Below are 17,243 nucleotides of genomic sequence, written 5' to 3'. Positions count from 1 at the left end.
GCCACACTTAAAAGTGCAACCCAACTAAACTAAACCAATTTAGCAAATCAATATGTTATACGCCATACGTAACACCGAAGGACGCATCATAAGCCTATCTGAAACACCTCAATCTGGTGCTGAAGTCGTCGATATAAAAAACAAAGAAGTACTAGACTTCCTCTCAATGAATAACGATGAATTCTCTGCCGAAGAGTTCCTTGAGCAATCAGACACATCTGTCGCCCGTATTTTTGAAGACTTAATTGATGTCCTTATCGGTAAAAATATAATTATGTTTACCGATCTACCAGAAATGGCACAGAAGAAATTATTGAGCCGAAAACTGGCACGTAACATCAATAGAAAAGAAGATGATAATTCTGAAGCTAAATCTAGCTCTAGTTCATTTTTAATTGATGATAATGATATTCTTTAAGCCTAAGGTTTCAACAAACAACTTAAAAAGGCTTACTAGGTTTATTAAAAGAAGGTTTTTAAAAGAAGAGCTTTAAAGGAAGGGATTAGAAGAAACCGTCTATAAAGCAGTAATAAACAGAAAGCTAAAACTATAATTCCTGACTCAAAGGGTCCTCACCAGATCCACTTTCCTCAGGTTGCATTAGCGTATTGTATTGTTCAACGAATCGTTCAGAAAGCGCCTTGTAACGTTGTTGTTGCTTTGTGGGCAAAGAGCCATAACTGACTGTCATTAATACATCTCGCACAGATAATAGTATCCACAAGGCATTATGCCCACGCTTCGCTTTCTCTATTCCCGCCTGCACAAGGTTAAGCGCAATCCCAGTGTGACTAGGCAACAACTCATTCGCTCTACCAAACATTTGGAAGGCACGATCTAAGTCTCCACTTCTAAAACTAGTCATCGCAGCGTAATTAGCCTTTCCCCACTCCTTTTCAATCATGGCCCGACTGAGGTCTTTACGCTTCTTCTGCACCTCAACCTCCAAGCCAGTACTATGAGCCGCATCGACCATAATATCTAACCACTTGCACTGGTTATCTAGCTCCATGCGCAGATAAAAATTCCAGGTCTGCTGCAACATCTGCTCTAAACGACTCTCCAATCCCTTTGCCCTATAGAGATCACAGTTGATCAACTTAGCTCTAAACATCACCTCCTGGTTATCAGGATGATCAAGCACCGCATCTTCCAACGTTCGAATTACGTCACCCTCAACTTCAGACAATCGCTTAAGGTTCGCCTGAATAAGCGCTCGCACATACCCAAAATAGTAGGAGGGTGTTTGAAAAGCGGAATAGCGAGCATAGCGGATCGCGTTCTGATAAGCCGCTTTAGATATATCCCATTCAGCGGTTTGACTTGAAAGCTCAGCTAACTCACCCTGAAGCCTTGGCACGGTAGGCTGCAACATAACCGCTTTACGCATAAGTGTGACTGCTAACGCCAACTCCCCTTTAACTTGGTGTGTCCGCGCAAGCCAAGTATAAGCCTCTACACATATCTGCTGCTGATCGACAATACGATTTAAGCAACTAAGCGCATCAGCATATTCACCTAGATTAAAGTAAGCGATTCCTTTACCCACTTCTGCCCATGGGAGATCACGCTTATCCGTCAACTTTTCAAACAATACCTTGGCCTGGCTATAACGGCGCATGCGAAGCAAAGCAATTCCGGTTATTCGCTGCAGGAAAACACTTAAGCCAGGGTACAGTTTGCTTAGCGCTTCCCCCTTTTCAATAACCTCTTCAAAATGCTCATCATCTAAAAGCTGTTCGATTGGCTTTATAGCCTCTTTTATTCTGAGCTGCTTCTCGACACGGTGACGGATTTTCCCTTGATCAAAAGGTTTAGAAATATAAGTATCTGGTGAATTTTCTAGGGAACCGAAGAGAAGCTCTGATGCCTCAGCATCAACAATTAGGAAATAAGCACTTGATGCCGGAAAGATAAATTCTGCATTAGCTTCCTGCAGCAACTGAAGTCCATTTTTATCTGCCTTGCCCATATCATAAGCAGCAAAACAAAGGTCATATGTAAACTCACGCATTAAGCTTAGTGCCATATTAACTGAGGATGCGACCTGTATTTGCCCCACGCCCATACGACTCAGGACTTGCCGTAACGTCCCAAGGTCTTCGAGCTTGCTGTCTACTATGAGTGCCGACTTTCCTGAGTAGTTAATTTCCATAGGCATCGCAAAGTTTAAGTATGAGCAAAAGTAGCATATAAATCAGGCTATTATCAAAGTTTAGGCCACCTTACGGGCAATAAAAAACCCTGCAGGGTCACTACAGGGTTTTTTTAAAGATTAATTGGTAATTAATCTTCTAAAAGATCACGCCCTTTACCCGCAGCAATACGCATGCGCAGCGCATTCAGCTTAATAAAGCCAGCAGCATCTTTCTGATCATAAGAGCCAGCATCATCTTCAAACGTAGCAATGCTTTCATCAAACAAGCTATCGTCAGAGCGTCGGCCAACAACTTCTACAGAGCCTTTATACAACTTAACGCGAACATCACCATTCACATTGCGCTGTGAATAATCGATTAGCTGCTGCATCATTTTACGTTCTTCTGACCACCAGAAACCGTTGTAAATTACTTTCGCATATTTAGGCATCAACTCATCTTTTAGATGAGCCGCTTCGCGGTCCAAGGTAATAGACTCGATTGCACGATGTCCTTTCATCATGATAGTACCGCCGGGTGTTTCATAACAGCCGCGAGACTTCATTCCAACAAAGCGGTTTTCAACGATATCCAAACGACCTACACCGTTCTCACCACCTACTTTATTAAGATATTCAAGCACAGTAGCTGGGCTCATTGCTTTGCCATCAATCGCTACAATGTCACCTTTCTCATAAGTTAACTCTAGGTAAGTTGCCTTATCAGGCGCATTTTCAGGAGATACAGACCAACGCCACATCTCTTCTTCTGCTTCAGCCCATGGATCTTCAAGAATACCGCCTTCATAAGAGATATGAAGAAGGTTAGCATCCATTGAATAAGGAGACTTCTTCTTACTTTTCGCATAATCAACTTCGATATCATGGGTAGCACAATAGTTCATCAATGATTCACGAGAACTAAGATCCCACTCACGCCATGGCGCAATTACGTGAACGCCTGGCTTAAGCGCATATGCACCCAGCTCAAAACGAACCTGATCGTTACCTTTACCCGTAGCACCGTGAGAAATAGCATCAGCACCCGTTTCATTAGCGATCTCGATCAAACGCTTAGCAATCAACGGACGGGCGATAGAGGTACCTAAAAGATACTCGCCTTCATATATTGTATTCGCACGGAACATTGGGAATACAAAATCACGTACAAACTCTTCACGTAGATCTTCAATATAGATCTCTTTAACACCTAAAGCTTCTGCTTTAGCACGTGCAGGCTCTACTTCTTCACCCTGACCTAAATCAGCAGTAAAAGTAACAACTTCAGCGTTGTATTCATCTTGTAACCAGCGAACAATAACGGACGTATCCAATCCACCGGAATAGGCCAGAACGACCTTTTTAATCTCGGACATTCTCAAGCTCCAACTTGCGAACAAAATCAGCCGCGAAATCGACTGAATGGGATGATTCAAATTTAGCGCGAAAGTATAGCAGAAAACTATATAAGTAGCGAAGCCAAACAAGCGACTTAAAACAAGAAACTGCAGACCGACCCATGCAATTCAGCTAGCCATCAGCAGAGAAAATTAATCACGTTCAAGACGAATCGTCACACGACGGTTACGATCGCGATTCTTCTTGCTGTTATTTTCAACGACAGGATAACGTTCGCCATGATAACGAGTGGTAATACTGGTTGGTTCCATCCCTATACTGATCAAATAGGCCGTTACCTCTTCAGCTCTTCGCTTTGAGATATCACGATTCATCAAACGGCGGCCCATGTTATCGGAATGACCATCAACAAAGACCCCCTTAACACTGTTATCATTTTTGACATACAACGCGATCAAATCAAGCCTTTCACGCGAAGCATCGGACAAACGCCATTGCGCTGATGGAAACAAGATAGCCGTTCTTGCAACTTGACGATAGTTAACCGGCAACAATCCAACCGTACAAGCGACATAATCTGAATATGCCGACTGGAAGTTAACCGCCGATACAGACACACGCAGCGACTCATTGGTCCCATACCACTCTTGCGATGTAAAAGTAGGCATCATCCCTTTATAAAGGGCAGCCAACATATTCTGCGCATGATCAGGCTCTACTTTTAAGTACCCTGTTCTCTCCAAAGGCTTAACTGAACTAATATAACGGGGCGCAATACCAGGCTGCCAAGGCGCAGCTTCAGCAACAAGCTTAGCTCCCTGTTGAAAATGTATATTTTCAGTTGGCTTCAAGACAAAACGAACAGATTCACCCGCCTCATGCTCAAAAACAGCATCACCAAACGCTGGAATCAACTGACTAAGCCGGCAGCTAAATTTTGAAGCCTCTAATTCCCACTTAGCATCATCAATTGAGCTGCGAAATGTCATCGCATTAACAGATGAAACAGAACATAAAAGCAGTAAAGGCAAAACAAAACGAACAAACACAGCAATAACCGTCCAAATAAACCCGAAAAAACATTTTAAAACTAAGAATATCTATATTATTTCGGCTGAAATATGAATATCTTAAGCGAGTAATTGGAGTGACTACAATTACACTGTTAGAATACCCCCATCTTAAACGGAAACCTATCGCCAAGTAAGGGCCACACTTGAGTAACCTTCACAATACAAAACACCCAATGGCGAACCGCTTCCGCGGTTTTCTACCCGTCGTTATCGATGTTGAAACAGCTGGTTTCAATTCCCGTACCGACGCACTACTTGAAATTGCCGCCGTCACACTGACCATGGACGAGAACGGCTTCTTAATTATAGATCAAAGCTTTGAAGCACAGGTTGATCCATTCGAAGGCGCTAATATCGAACAGGCAGCCCTCGATTTCACTGGCATTGACCCTTTCGACCCTAATCGCGAAGCAGTACCTGAACGCGAAGCACTAGAACAGATTTTCAAAGCTGTGCGTAAGTCACTCAAAGCACACGACTGCAAACGAGCTGTGCTTGTCGGACACAATGCATCCTTTGATCAGGGTTTTGTGAATGCGGCCTCAAATCGAGCTGATATAAAACGCAACCCATTCCACCCTTTCTCATCATTTGATACAGCGACACTTGGCGGCTTAGCATTTGGGCAAACTGTGCTAGCGAGAGCTTGCCAAGTAGCCGGCATTGATTTCGATGGAAACAAAGCACACTCAGCTTTATATGACACAACGAAGACGGCTGAATTATTTTGTATTATTGTTAACCGCTGGAAAGAACTAGGCGGCTGGGATATGGTCGATAGCTACGAAGACTATGATGAATAACACTTGTAATTTATAAAGATATATTCACCCAGTCACAAAAAAACCCGCATTAGCGGGTTTTTTATCTTTCCACTTAACAATCTTTATTAAAGATTATCAGCTTCTTCTGTTAGGTAAGATGCAACACCTTCAGGTGAAGCAACCATACCTTTATCGCCGTCTTTCCAACCTGCAGGACAAACTTCACCGTGCTCTTGGTGGAATGCTAACGCATCAACCATACGCAACATCTCATCAACGTTACGGCCTAGAGGAAGATCGTTAACAACTTGATGGCGAACAAGACCATCTTCGTCGATCAAGAAAGAACCACGGAAAGCAACACCGCCTTCAGATTCAACATCAAAAGACTGACAGATACTGTGAGTCATGTCCGCAACCAATGTGTAGTTAACAGCGCCAATACCGCCTTCGTTAACTGGAGTGTTACGCCATGCGTTGTGAGAGAAGTGAGAATCAATAGATACACCAATCACTTCAACATTACGCTTTTTGAACTCTTCGATACGGTGATCGAAAGCCAACAATTCAGAAGGACAAACAAATGTAAAATCTAGCGGGTAGAAAAACACTACCGCTTTTTTACCTTTAGTAGCTTCAGACAGTGTATAGGAATCAACGATCTCACCGTTACCCAATACAGCTGGTGCAGTAAAATCAGGTGCCTGTTTGCCTACAAGTACGCCCATTGTAATAAATCTCCATTAAAGTGCTATCTAGCGTTTAGAAATATTATGATAGAAGAGCAAGCCTCAAAAGCAAGCCCTTAAATCTTAAAACTTACTCAGCATCTGGTTTAGCAGAGTCCGCAACTGATTCTTTGATCACAGTCTCAAGCTCACCGCTTTCAGCCATTTCACAAATAATATCGCAGCCACCAATAAGTTCGCCTTTAACCCACAACTGTGGAAAAGTGGGCCAATTCGCATACTTTGGTAGTTCAGCGCGAATCTCTGGATTTTCCAGAATATTTACAAAAGCAAAACGCTCGCCACAAGCCATTACCGCTTCCGTAGCACGAGAAGAAAAGCCACACTGAGGAAAACGAGGCGTCCCCTTCATATAAAGAAGAACATCATTACCTTCGATTTGCTCTTTGATGGTATCAATTACACTCATTCATACACCTTTCTATTACTAATTCTGGAAACAAAATACGCTATATCGTGGCGAACAATATACCATATATCCGACCATCTTACTCTGTTAATGTACATTTGCTTTTCTTAATCAATCCGATAAAAAAAACCTATCGCTCATTCTTTGTACTAAGGCTTTTAGAAAAATACTGTTTTTATACTGCAACATCTTGCCAAAACACCTAAAGCTGCCTATTATTCGTCCTTTGATTGGCAGCCTTGGCTGCCTTTTTGCGTTTGTAGGGAATTATAAACATGGCTGTAGAATCGATTATGACTACCTACAACCGGTTGTCCGTAGCGTTCGAGCGCGGTGAAGGAAGCTGGTTGTATGACACTGATGGCAATAAGTATCTAGATGCATTAAGCGGCATTGCCGTATGTGGACTTGGACACTCTCACCCTGCAGTAACTCATGCCATCTGTGAGCAAGCAGGTAAAGTACTGCATACATCCAATTTATACACGATACCTAACCAGCAGCAACTTGCTGAACGCCTTACGCAGATATCAGGCATGGAAAACGTTTTTTTTGGCAATTCTGGCGCTGAAGCCAATGAAGCAGCCATCAAACTTGCTCGCCGTTATGGACATACAGTACGCAATATAGACAACCCTGCCATTATTGTTATGGAAGACTCCTTCCACGGCCGCACAATGGCAACGCTTAGCGCAACAGGCAATCGATCAGCCCAGGCAGGCTTTGAGCCCCTAGTCAGCGGTTTTGTTCGCGCACCTTACGACGATATTGACGCAATCAAAAAAATCGCTGAAAACAATCCTAATATCGTTGCCATTCTTGTGGAACCTATTCAAGGTGAGTCAGGCATACAAATACCTGCAGATGACTACCTCAATCAAATTCGTGCCATTTGCGACAACAATGATTGGTTGATGATGCTTGATGAAGTTCAAAGTGGTAATGGCCGCTCTGGTAAATACTTCGCATATCAGCACAATGATATTCTTCCAGATGTAGTTACGACAGCTAAAGGGTTAGGTAATGGCGTACCTATCGGTGCCTGCCTAGCTAAAGGTGTGGCGGCTACAATATTAACAGCGGGCACCCATGGTTCTACTTATGGAGGTAACCCTCTGTCTTGTGCAGCAGCCCTAGCCGTTGTTAACACCATCATGGATGAAAACCTATGCGAACGCGCCGAAATACTCGGTAATAGAATCGCTAACGGCTTCCGTGAGCAATTGGGCCAAGCGGGCTACGTTAACGAAGTCCGCAATAAAGGTATGCTTATTGCCATTGAACTTAGCGAAGCAGGCAGCGAACTTGCCGTACTCGCTAAAGTAAAAGGCATTCTATTAAACGTCACTGGCGGCGGGAAAGTAGTTCGAATGCTACCACCACTAACAATGACGGATAGTGAAGCTGAACTCCTTGTAAATACACTCTCTCAGATTATCCGCGTTTATGCAGCCGATGAGCGCAGCTCAGAAGCAAAAGAAGACGGTCCGGAAGGCGAACGTAGAGCATAATGACTACTAGACACTTTTTAACACTCAGAGATCTAAGCTCTGATGAGCTACGCAATCTAGTGAAGCGCGCTAGCGAACTTAAGGATATACGCAACCGCGGTGAAGTATATGAACCTCTGAAGAATAAAGTAATGTCGATGATTTTTGAAAAGTCATCGACACGTACTCGTGTTTCTTTTGAAGCAGGTATGGCGCAATTTGGTGGACATGCAATGTTCCTATCTCCACGCGATACCCAGCTTGGCCGCGGCGAACCTATTAGTGACAGTGCGCGAGTCATCTCTAGCATGGTCGATGTTGTCATGATCAGAACTTTCAGCCATAAATTGGTACAAGAGTTTGCTGCAAACTCATCTGTGCCTGTAATTAATGCGCTGACAGATGAATACCATCCATGCCAGCTATTAGCTGATATGCAAACTTATTTCGAGCATCGTGGCGACATCCAAGGTAAAACAGTTACTTGGATTGGAGATGGCAATAATATGTGCCATTCCTACATCAATGCAGCACGCCAGTTTGACTTTAAGCTGAATATCGCCTGCCCTGAAGGCTTTGACCCAGATATGACACTGGTCGAGGAAAATAAAGAGCGTGTATTTATCACTCGCTCCCCTCAGGAAGCAGTTACAAACAGCGATCTAGTTGTGACTGATGTCTGGGCCTCAATGGGCCAAGAGGAAGAACAGAAAGAACGAGAAGAAAAGTTTACTGGCTTTCAAGTTTCACCGGAACTCATGGATCACGCTAACCAAGATGCATTATTTATGCATTGCCTTCCCGCTCACCGTGGCGAAGAGATTAGCATGGACATGATGGAAGATCCGCGCTCGGTCGTTTACGATGAAGCAGAGAATCGTCTACACGCTCAAAAAGCCCTACTCGAATTCCTTCTCGTTAAATAATCAAAATGTGTAGGTAACCTAAGTCTTTTTGATGGTTACCTACCCTTCTTGCCCGACCGTACTATACTGCGTATATTGCATTAACTGAGCAGGTCTGGAGAAAATTACTCATGGTTGAACTTCGTCACCTTAAAACACTGTCAGCTTTACGCGACGCTGGCAGCCTTGTTGAAGCCGCTGAACGAGTTCACCTCACTCAATCTGCTTTATCGCATCAGATTAAAGATCTGGAAGACCGCCTCAACTGCTCACTATTTATCCGCAAGACTAAACCTATCTGTTTCACCAGCGCTGGACAACGACTCCTGATTCTTGCGGATGAGATTCTACCGATGATTCGCAACACAGAAAGAGATATAGCGCGTCTAGCAGGAGGAGAAGCCGGTAGACTTAACCTTTGCATCGAGTGTCACAGTTGTTTTGATTGGCTTATGCCAACCATCGATCATTTTAGACAGCATTGGCCTGAAGTTGAACTCGATCTGTCCAGTGGATTTAGCTTCCAACCCTTACCCGCACTCGCTCGTGGAGACTTAGATCTAGTCATCACTTCTGACCCTGAACCAAGAAATGGGATCACCTATATTCCACTCTTCACTTATGAGTCGCGCTTAGCAATCAGCAAACAGCATCGACTCATGGCACGCAGGTACATCCACCCCGAGGATTTATCCCAAGAGACATTGATAACTTACCCTGTAGAACACCAACGTCTAGATATCTTTAACCACTTTCTAGATGAGGCAGATGTTGAACCCCAAGCAATTAGAACCGCAGAACTAACCGTCATGATGCTGCAGCTTGTTGCCAGCGGACGAGGCGTTTCAGCTCTGCCTAACTGGGCTCTTCATGAGTATATTCAGCGGGACTATATTGCCTCTAAACCTCTTGGCGAAAAAGGCGTCTGGTGCACACTTTATGCCGCGATTCGTGATGACCAAAAAGACGCTGAATTTATGGTCGATTTCCTAAATACAGCAAAAGATGTATCTTTCCGCAATTTAACGGGTATCAAGACAGCCTAATTACTCTTATACTGTTTCAACTGGTTTTAATGGAAAGTTACCATCGAGAATCGTAGCAACATGAATGTATTAGAGCTGAAAATAAATTACAGCCAGAGTAATTCGTTCTCTTTACACACCTACTTTATTTAGGTCTGTAGGCTTTGTGCTAGCCGCACAAAATTGACAGACCACCCCCTCTTTGCATTTACTTGCAAACTGACTTACACCAATTTTCATAGTATTTATATCTATAGCCAAAGCTAAAACACCCTAGGAATAGAAGAAGATGACAACGTCGATATGGACCCCTTCCAGCTGGAGAAGCAAACCTATTGTACAACAGCCTCAATACCCAGATATTTCAGCCCTTAATCATGCAGAAGCAACACTTAACAATATGCCCCCGCTCGTTTTTGCCGGCGAAATAAATCAACTACAAAATGATTTAGCCAAAGTAGCTAAAGGGAAGGCTTTTCTTCTACAAGGCGGTGACTGCGCCGAGAGCTTCAGCGAATTCAACGCCGATAAGATCAAGGATACATTCAAAGTATTAATGCAGATGGCAATTGTCATGACATTCTCTGCCAGCTGCCCTGTTGTAAAAGTGGGTAGAATTGCAGGCCAATATGCCAAGCCACGATCCAGTGATATGGAAAGCAGCAACGGCATTGAACTGCCTAGTTATCGCGGCGATATTGTTAACGGCATTGAATTTACTAACGATGCTCGACAAGCTGATCCTGAACGTCTTGTGACCGCATACCATCAAGCAGCATCTACACTCAACCTCCTACGCGCATTCTCACGTGGCGGCTTTGCAGACCTACACCAAGTACATGCCTGGAATCAGAACTTTGTCACCAAAAGTCCGCTATGTAAGAAATACCAGAACCTAGCTGATCAAATAGACCAGTCAATTCGTTTTATGGAAGCCTGCGGCATTAATGCGACAAACACGCCTCAACTGCATGAGACGTCACTATACACTTCTCATGAAGCACTACTTTTGGGTTATGAAGAGGCCCTGACTCGTCAAGACAGCCTCTCTGGTAACTGGTACGACTGCTCCGCTCATATGCTATGGATCGGTGACCGAACACGCCAACCCGATCATGCCCATGTAGAGTTCCTCCGCGGTGTGAAAAACCCTATCGGCATAAAAGTGGGTCCTACAACAAAACCTGATGATCTAGAAAAACTACTAGCAGTATTAAATCCGAATAACGAAGCTGGCCGTATCACCTTAATTGCCCGTATGGGTGCCGAGAAAATCACTGACTTCCTCCCACCTTTAGTCCGCGCAGTTAAAAACGGCGGACATCAGGTCATCTGGAGTTCAGACCCAATGCATGGCAATACAATCAAAGCATCCAGTGGCTATAAAACTCGAAGCGTCGATGCAATTTTAAAAGAGATGAAAGGTTTCTTTGAAGTACATCGTGCAGAAGGGACACATGCCGGCGGTGTGCACTTTGAAATGACGGGGCAGAATGTAACAGAGTGTATTGGTGGTGCTTATATGATTTCCGAGCAGGATCTAGCAGACCGCTATCACACCCATTGCGACCCTCGCCTCAATGGTGAGCAAGCACTAGAGCTAGCCTATTTAATTGCTGACACATTGAAAGCAGCACGCCAATAACAAGGCAGGCTCCACATAATAAAAAGCCTGCTTTTAGCAGGCTTTTTATTAACTAATTTTCCAGCAAACCTTTTAATACAATATTGTGATAATTAACAACACCTAAGACCTTATCAGCCTCTATCACTGGCGCATGAGCTAAACCAAAGCTCTCAAACAACCGCGCGCAGTAACGAATATCCATTTGAGGATCAACTGAGATCAATGGCTTAGCCATTACTTCATAAACATTCACACGCTCTGGCGAACGATCTTTAGCAACAACATTTTTAGCTATATCAGATAATAACAATAGGCCATATTCATCATCTTCATGCCGCTTATCAATTATCAGAACCTTGGCACCACGCTCTTTAAATATCTGCAACGCCTCTTTCACTGTAATCAGACCATCAATAATAGCGAACTCATCAGTCATAACATCTTGAGCCCTAACAACCTTTCTTGACGAATTCATAGTTCATCCTCAACCAGATTTGCTAACTTTTCTACTTGATGCGCCACACCTACCGCATCCTCAACATCAATCTGTATTGCTATTCCTCTGCCCGGCTGCTCATCAAGCTCAGCAACTTCAGATATAGTTTCCAAAATCTTTCGGCTTAAGTGCTCTTCAACAATAAAAAGGACGACATCTCGCTGAGTCTCTAAGGTTAAGCCAAAAAAGGTTTTAGTTTTGGTAACCCCTTCACCACGCGCATTATTAATGACTGTAGCACCTGTAGCACCCGCTTCCCTAGCTGCCTTCATGACAGCATCTGTCTTTGAGTCTTCGACAAAAACCACTAATAACTTAAAATGCATATCTGCCTCTTTGACTAATTCTAGTCAGTTACCTGATTACGCTTTCCACGAAATTCAGAAATTTGAGCATAAGCCATCACTGTAATCATCGGAAACAAACTAGCAAATGCAATCAAACCAAATCCATCTATTAAAGCGCTTCGACCAGGCACTGTCTCAGCAAGCCCTAGCCCCAACGCTGCAACCAACGGCACAGTAACCGTTGATGTTGTTACCCCACCAGAATCATAAGCCAGCGGCACAATCATTTTCGGCGCAAAGAAAGTTTGTATCACGACCACAACGTAGCCAGAAATAATAAACCAATGAATAGGGTAACCCGTAACAATTCGCCAAGTACCTAATGAAATCCCTACTGCCACACCAATAGCGACAGCGATTCGTAACCCCCAAATACCGATAGCCCCACCAGAGACTTCATGTGCTTTAATCGCCACAGCAATCAAAGAAGGCTCTGCAATCGTTGTACTCGCGCCGATAGCAAAAGCAAATATGTAAACCCAGAAATAATCACTCCAGTGCAGTGCTCCAGCAACAGAACCACTCCAGCCTCGAATGAAATCAGGATCAGTCAACTGCTCTGCCATTAAGCGCCCAATAGGAAACAGCGCTTTTTCTAGGCCTAACAAAAACAGAGCCAGCCCAATAATTACGTAAGCAAAACCAATTAAGACTTTACGCAAATTAGCAATACGACGCCTAATTACCAAGAACTGAAAGCCAAAAATAATCAGCGCAATAGGAATAACATCTTTAATGGTTGAAAGGGTTATCTGAATAAATTGATTCAACAACTCCATCAGATCACCATCCCGTATACCATAACAAAAATCATAGGCGTTAATGATGCAAAAGCGATCAAGCCAAAACCATCAATCATAGGATTACGTCCCTCGATTGATGAAGCTAAACCTACACCTAAGGCTGTAACTAACGGAACCGTAATTGTCGAAGTGGTAACGCCGCCAGAATCGTAAGCAATCCCTATAATTTCCCTTGGCGCAAACATAGTCATAATCACAACAAGCATATAGCCTGCAATTATCATGTACTGAATCGACCAACCTTTAAGTATTCGCAGGACGCCTAAAACAATAGCCAAACCCACAGAGAAAGCAACGGTATAACGTAAGCCAGAAGCATAACTATGCTGAGACTCCTCACCCACCTCAATCATTCCACCCGCGGCAGCCACACTCGCAGCTTCGGCAGCGACAGCAATTAAGGCAGGTTCAGCAACAGTTGTTCCAAAACCTAGAGAAAAAGCAAAAGTAAGTAGCCAAAAGACACTGCCTTTACGCGCAAAAGCATGGGCCATACTCTCACCGATGGGGAAAAGCCCCATCTCTAGGCCATAAATAAAGAAAGTTAACCCCGCTACAACACATAGCAATCCAGTCACCAAACCCACAAAATCTGGAACCGACTGCTGTAAGACCACTACCTGAAAAAATGCGATAACTAACACAATTGGAGCAAGATCCCTCAAGCTCCCAAACATAGATCTACCTAAAGCGAATAACCCAGCTTTCAACTCGGGTAACTCCTTATAAAATAAAGGGTTATATACAATTGAAAGGCTACTTCGATTCAACCCAAGAGTAAAGAAAAATACAAAAAAAAACCAAGGCGCGAGCCTTGGTTTTTCATCTGATTAAGTATTCTTTAATTAGGCACTCTAATCTTTGTATTTACACCTTCGAAGATAGTTTCATGCTGTTTATTGGTATAACTCCCTGTTGTCTTCTCTATATCAACCATACCAGCAACACTCTGAGCACTACCACCAAATAAGGCGCCATTTACACTGCCTGTAACAGAGCCATCTTTCGCACCTAGCTCACTTGAAGCAGCAGAAAAATTAATCCCATCAATAGAACCTTTCGTTACTGTAAAGCCAACTTGACCGACAACGTTTTCACCACTCACACCAACTTTGCCATCTGAGCCACCATTCCAGATACCGCTCCATGAGTTATCTGAAAAATCGATGCGCGCTATAAAGTTACCGCCATCAATCGTAGTTCCTCGATAAGTAGCAACAGGGCCATGCGAGCCTATATAACTGTTCAACTGGTCTAAAGAGGTTGTTACTCCACCATAAAGAGAACCACCTTGAGACATGTAAACTTCACCATACTGATTATCGTACCAACCACCCGAACCTACTCCCAACCATGGAGAACGGCTATAGGAACTCATGCCCGACTCGCCATTAACAGTTCGCTTGTTTAGGTTAACACCGTTACGACTTACATAACCTTCAGCGCCATCAACAGATAGCTCATAACCTTCATTACCCTCTACGTCAAAAGAGCCCATCACATAAAGACCACCACCAACCTGAACTCGAGCTCTACCTTGCTCGCCACCATCAAAAACAGGCTGAACATCAGCTTTTAAGATACCAACATCACCAGGAGCGCCCATCATACTCTCAGTAGGTTTAACAGATCGAGATGAGATCGTAACAAATCCACAATATGAACCAGCATCACAACCAATTGCATCAACAGGAGCATCATCAGTCGGCGAATCAAATCCAGCTTCATTCAGCCTATTTCGACCCGTCTCTCCCTGCAAAGATGCAGCAAATGCTAACGCGCCCAAATTAAATTCACCGCCTGCAGCAGTTGCATAGTTCTGAGCCCACTGGCCCCAAGAACCTACAGAGTCTTCCTCTTCGGAAGTGCCAGTATTCGCCGAAGCAACCAAAGATGAAGTCAACAAAACCGAAGCAATAGAAACAGATACTAAATTACGCTTAAACATCATGTTATTCCCTGTCTTAATTTGCGACCCTGCTCCTAAACAAATCAATTAGGCGGGTAAGAAGAGTATTTGTTCATATTCTATACATCTAGTTAGTATTTGTAACTGTACCAAGGTACATATACCCCCTTATTTTTTTACCGCTATTCCATATATCAAGCTCCAATCCACCCAAAACATATCATTCTCCTTATACAGTCTCAGGTATTCATGCATCGCCAGCAAAATCTCTTCTTCTTTTTTTTCTATACCAAACAAGCCCTTAAAGAACTTAGCTGCAGCCTCGAATGAGCCAAAACACCAAGAAACCTGCTTTCGTGTTTCATTTACAGAAAAAAAACCTGTATTTTCAAATAATTTGCTTAATGAGCCCGTTTTAATAAAATTTCCTTTGTGACCCGAAGGATTATTACCATTCACATAACCATTAAGCCATTTAGCCATATCCGAGCCATTCTCCACATCACAGATAACAATACGACCGCCCTTCTTAAGCACTCTATAAGCTTCATTAATTGTCGCCTGATGATCTTCACTATGATGCAGACCAGCCAAGCCAAGGACAACATCCACTGATTCATTAGCGATAGAACACCAATTTTCCACACTATCATCAACACTATAATATTTTGTAGAAAGCCTGGCTCTTAATTCATCACATGGCTCTAAACATATCAGTGATACGTCACCCTTTAAATAATCATATACCCCATCAGACAAATACCCCCCTGCAGCCTGAAGATCCAAAACAATATCACCCGGCTTAAGCTCACCCAACTTTAGCAAAGGCTCTCTTTCAGCATCCCTTGCATTAGGAAACTCTTTCATAGCCCATTCAGCAGATACCGCCGGTACATTGCGCTTACGGTTCATAATCAATCAACCATACTCATGAAATCTTCATACTTTCCACCCTTGGTGCGAGAAATAGAATCGAGATATTCAAATTCACATATAAAAGGGTATTCGAACCTTTCAATAAACAACGCTTTCAACTTACCCTCTTCATTCTCATCCAATGGCGCCGTGACAACCAAGCGAATAAGCAGTGTATCCAGAGCCTTTTGCACAAGCTGCAGCTGCTTAATCTTATCAAGATTCCAATAACTAGCCGGAAAACTAGGCCAATGCGTACGACCATCAGGGGTTTTCATCATATTACGCTGCCGCCCCATTATCTTTTGAATCACAGGCATACCTCTACCACAACCACAGGGCTCCCCAAGCTGAGCGTAATCACCTACAGCATAACGAATCAAAGGAGCACCAAAATTTAACAATGTAGTCACGACAACCCTTCCCGTTTCACCTACATTACAAGGCCTATCGTCTTCATCCAAGATTTCAACCATGAGGCCTTCTGACTGGATGTGATAATTACCTTGCTCAGGGCATTGCATTGCGATATATCCTACCTCCTGAGTACTATATACATCTGTAATATCTACCTTCCAAACTCTCTGACAAATATCGCGTGTCGCCTGAGTCAGCAGTTCACCATAACTACGAATCTGCTTCAAATTTGGTAATTCTATCTGCTGTTCTTCACATTTCAGAGCTAGCTCACTTAAAATAGAAGGCAAAGAAAGTAAATATTCAGGATTTTCAGCTTGAAGCCATTCTAACTGTGCAGAAATGTCTGTTCTAGAATTTAAAACACCTGCAGGCCCCGTTTTAAATACCGCCGCAGCACCTCCACCCCAACTGGAACCTTTTAACGGCTTACCCGGCTCACCCTGCTCCGGCCGTATCGAAATCAATTTTCCAGAAAAATCACGTTTATGCCAAAGATGCTCTCTTAAGGTAAATGCATCCCAAAAAGCCCGAGTAACTTGGGTGCCATATGCGGTAATAGGCATGCCGGTAGAACCAGAGGTAGTAATCTCATTCAACTGATCATGCCCCTTCAAAGGCTTCTTATTAATCAATTGAGCCTTAGCACCCACCAGCTCCTCTCTAGACAATACAGGTATTTTTTCCCACTGCTCTCTATTTAAGGCTCCACTTATCTTGGGTATTCGATCTTGATACAGTGGAACAGAGCGCTGAGCGACATACAAAAGGGACTGGGCCTGCTTCAACTGAAAATCCAGTATCACTTCAGCAGTCT

18 protein-coding genes are annotated in these 17,243 nt (G+C 43.4%); 6 read left to right on the top strand and 12 right to left on the bottom strand.

All coding sequences use genetic code 11. The features are described from left to right. The first annotated feature begins 52 nt into the window (after nt 1–52). Nucleotides 53–418 carry a hypothetical protein gene (locus tag B4K11_RS10405; protein WP_292951640.1) on the top strand — a complete coding sequence of 122 codons (366 nt, stop codon included), beginning with the start codon at nt 53–55 and terminating at the stop codon, nt 416–418. A 130-nt stretch (nt 419–548) separates the two neighbouring features. Here B4K11_RS10405 and B4K11_RS10400 read toward each other — a convergent pair whose 3' ends face one another. The 3 genes from B4K11_RS10400 to B4K11_RS10390 form a co-directional block, all read right to left on the bottom strand. Continuing rightward, the gene (locus B4K11_RS10400; protein ID WP_292951637.1) at nt 549–2,156 is read right to left on the bottom strand and encodes a tetratricopeptide repeat protein; all 1,608 of its coding nucleotides are present in this window, start codon (nt 2,154–2,156) and stop codon (nt 549–551) included. A gap of 131 nt (nt 2,157–2,287) precedes the next feature. Further along, entirely contained in the window at nt 2,288–3,514 is a 1,227-nt protein-coding gene (locus tag B4K11_RS10395; RefSeq protein ID WP_292951634.1) for an argininosuccinate synthase, read from the bottom strand. Nucleotides 3,515–3,688: 174 nt separating this feature from the next. Continuing rightward, the gene (locus B4K11_RS10390) at nt 3,689–4,546 is read right to left on the bottom strand and encodes a flagellar protein MotY (RefSeq protein WP_292951631.1); all 858 of its coding nucleotides are present in this window, start codon (nt 4,544–4,546) and stop codon (nt 3,689–3,691) included. Nucleotides 4,547–4,743: 197 nt separating this feature from the next. Between B4K11_RS10390 and rnt the strand changes: the two genes are divergently transcribed. Beyond that, the gene (gene rnt / locus B4K11_RS10385) at nt 4,744–5,373 is read left to right on the top strand and encodes a ribonuclease T (protein ID WP_292951860.1); all 630 of its coding nucleotides are present in this window, start codon (nt 4,744–4,746) and stop codon (nt 5,371–5,373) included. A gap of 86 nt (nt 5,374–5,459) precedes the next feature. On the opposite strand, the gene B4K11_RS10380 is transcribed toward rnt, so the two are convergent. Next, nucleotides 5,460–6,062, bottom strand: coding sequence for a peroxiredoxin (locus B4K11_RS10380; RefSeq protein ID WP_292951628.1), 603 nt, complete (start codon nt 6,060–6,062; stop codon nt 5,460–5,462). A 91-nt stretch (nt 6,063–6,153) separates the two neighbouring features. Then, on the bottom strand, nt 6,154–6,492 hold the full coding sequence (gene grxD / locus B4K11_RS10375; RefSeq protein WP_292951625.1) for a Grx4 family monothiol glutaredoxin: 339 nt from the start codon (nt 6,490–6,492) through the stop codon (nt 6,154–6,156). Nucleotides 6,493–6,767: 275 nt separating this feature from the next. On the opposite strand from grxD, the gene B4K11_RS10370 reads away from it, so the two are divergent. From B4K11_RS10370 to B4K11_RS10355, 4 genes are all read left to right on the top strand, one after another. Beyond that, a complete protein-coding gene (locus B4K11_RS10370; RefSeq protein WP_292951622.1) occupies nt 6,768–8,003 on the top strand; it encodes an aspartate aminotransferase family protein in 1,236 nt (411 codons plus the stop codon). After that, nucleotides 8,003–8,908 carry an ornithine carbamoyltransferase gene (gene argF / locus B4K11_RS10365; RefSeq protein ID WP_292951619.1) on the top strand — a complete coding sequence of 302 codons (906 nt, stop codon included), beginning with the start codon at nt 8,003–8,005 and terminating at the stop codon, nt 8,906–8,908. Before B4K11_RS10370 ends, argF begins: the two co-directional genes overlap by 1 nt. Nucleotides 8,909–9,018: 110 nt before the next feature. After that, nucleotides 9,019–9,933 carry a LysR family transcriptional regulator gene (locus tag B4K11_RS10360; RefSeq protein ID WP_292959367.1) on the top strand — a complete coding sequence of 305 codons (915 nt, stop codon included), beginning with the start codon at nt 9,019–9,021 and terminating at the stop codon, nt 9,931–9,933. 268 nt (nt 9,934–10,201) lie between these two features. Continuing rightward, a complete protein-coding gene (locus B4K11_RS10355) occupies nt 10,202–11,557 on the top strand; it encodes a class II 3-deoxy-7-phosphoheptulonate synthase (RefSeq protein WP_292948914.1) in 1,356 nt (451 codons plus the stop codon). A 52-nt stretch (nt 11,558–11,609) separates the two neighbouring features. Here B4K11_RS10355 and B4K11_RS10350 read toward each other — a convergent pair whose 3' ends face one another. The 7 genes from B4K11_RS10350 to B4K11_RS10320 form a co-directional block, all read right to left on the bottom strand. Further along, on the bottom strand, nt 11,610–12,014 hold the full coding sequence (locus tag B4K11_RS10350; RefSeq protein ID WP_292948916.1) for a CBS domain-containing protein: 405 nt from the start codon (nt 12,012–12,014) through the stop codon (nt 11,610–11,612). Continuing rightward, nucleotides 12,011–12,361, bottom strand: a complete 351-nt coding sequence (locus B4K11_RS10345) for a P-II family nitrogen regulator (RefSeq protein ID WP_292948918.1) — start codon at nt 12,359–12,361, stop codon at nt 12,011–12,013. Before B4K11_RS10345 ends, B4K11_RS10350 begins: the two co-directional genes overlap by 4 nt. Before the next feature lie 20 nt (nt 12,362–12,381). Next, complete coding sequence (locus B4K11_RS10340) at nt 12,382–13,161, bottom strand: DUF1538 domain-containing protein (RefSeq protein ID WP_292948919.1); 780 nt, start codon at nt 13,159–13,161, stop codon at nt 12,382–12,384. Further along, nucleotides 13,161–13,862 (bottom strand): DUF1538 domain-containing protein, encoded by a 702-nt coding sequence (locus B4K11_RS10335; protein ID WP_292948921.1) that lies wholly within the window; start codon nt 13,860–13,862, stop codon nt 13,161–13,163. Before B4K11_RS10335 ends, B4K11_RS10340 begins: the two co-directional genes overlap by 1 nt. A 164-nt stretch (nt 13,863–14,026) precedes the next feature. Continuing rightward, complete coding sequence (locus tag B4K11_RS10330) at nt 14,027–15,136, bottom strand: hypothetical protein (protein WP_292959366.1); 1,110 nt, start codon at nt 15,134–15,136, stop codon at nt 14,027–14,029. A 126-nt stretch (nt 15,137–15,262) separates the two neighbouring features. Continuing rightward, complete coding sequence (locus B4K11_RS10325; protein ID WP_292950039.1) at nt 15,263–16,006, bottom strand: class I SAM-dependent methyltransferase; 744 nt, start codon at nt 16,004–16,006, stop codon at nt 15,263–15,265. A 2-nt stretch (nt 16,007–16,008) separates the two neighbouring features. Further along, nucleotides 16,009–17,243, bottom strand: a 1,235-nt coding sequence (locus B4K11_RS10320) for a phenylacetate--CoA ligase family protein (protein ID WP_292959365.1), incomplete at its 5' end; no start/stop codon positions are given.

The sequence above is a fragment of the Neptuniibacter sp. UBA6509 genome (assembly GCA_002435145.1).
In the GTDB taxonomy this organism is placed as follows: domain Bacteria; phylum Pseudomonadota; class Gammaproteobacteria; order Pseudomonadales; family Balneatricaceae; genus Neptuniibacter.
Note: the sequence above shows the minus strand (reverse complement) of the source record. Positions and strands in the feature narration are given on the sequence as shown.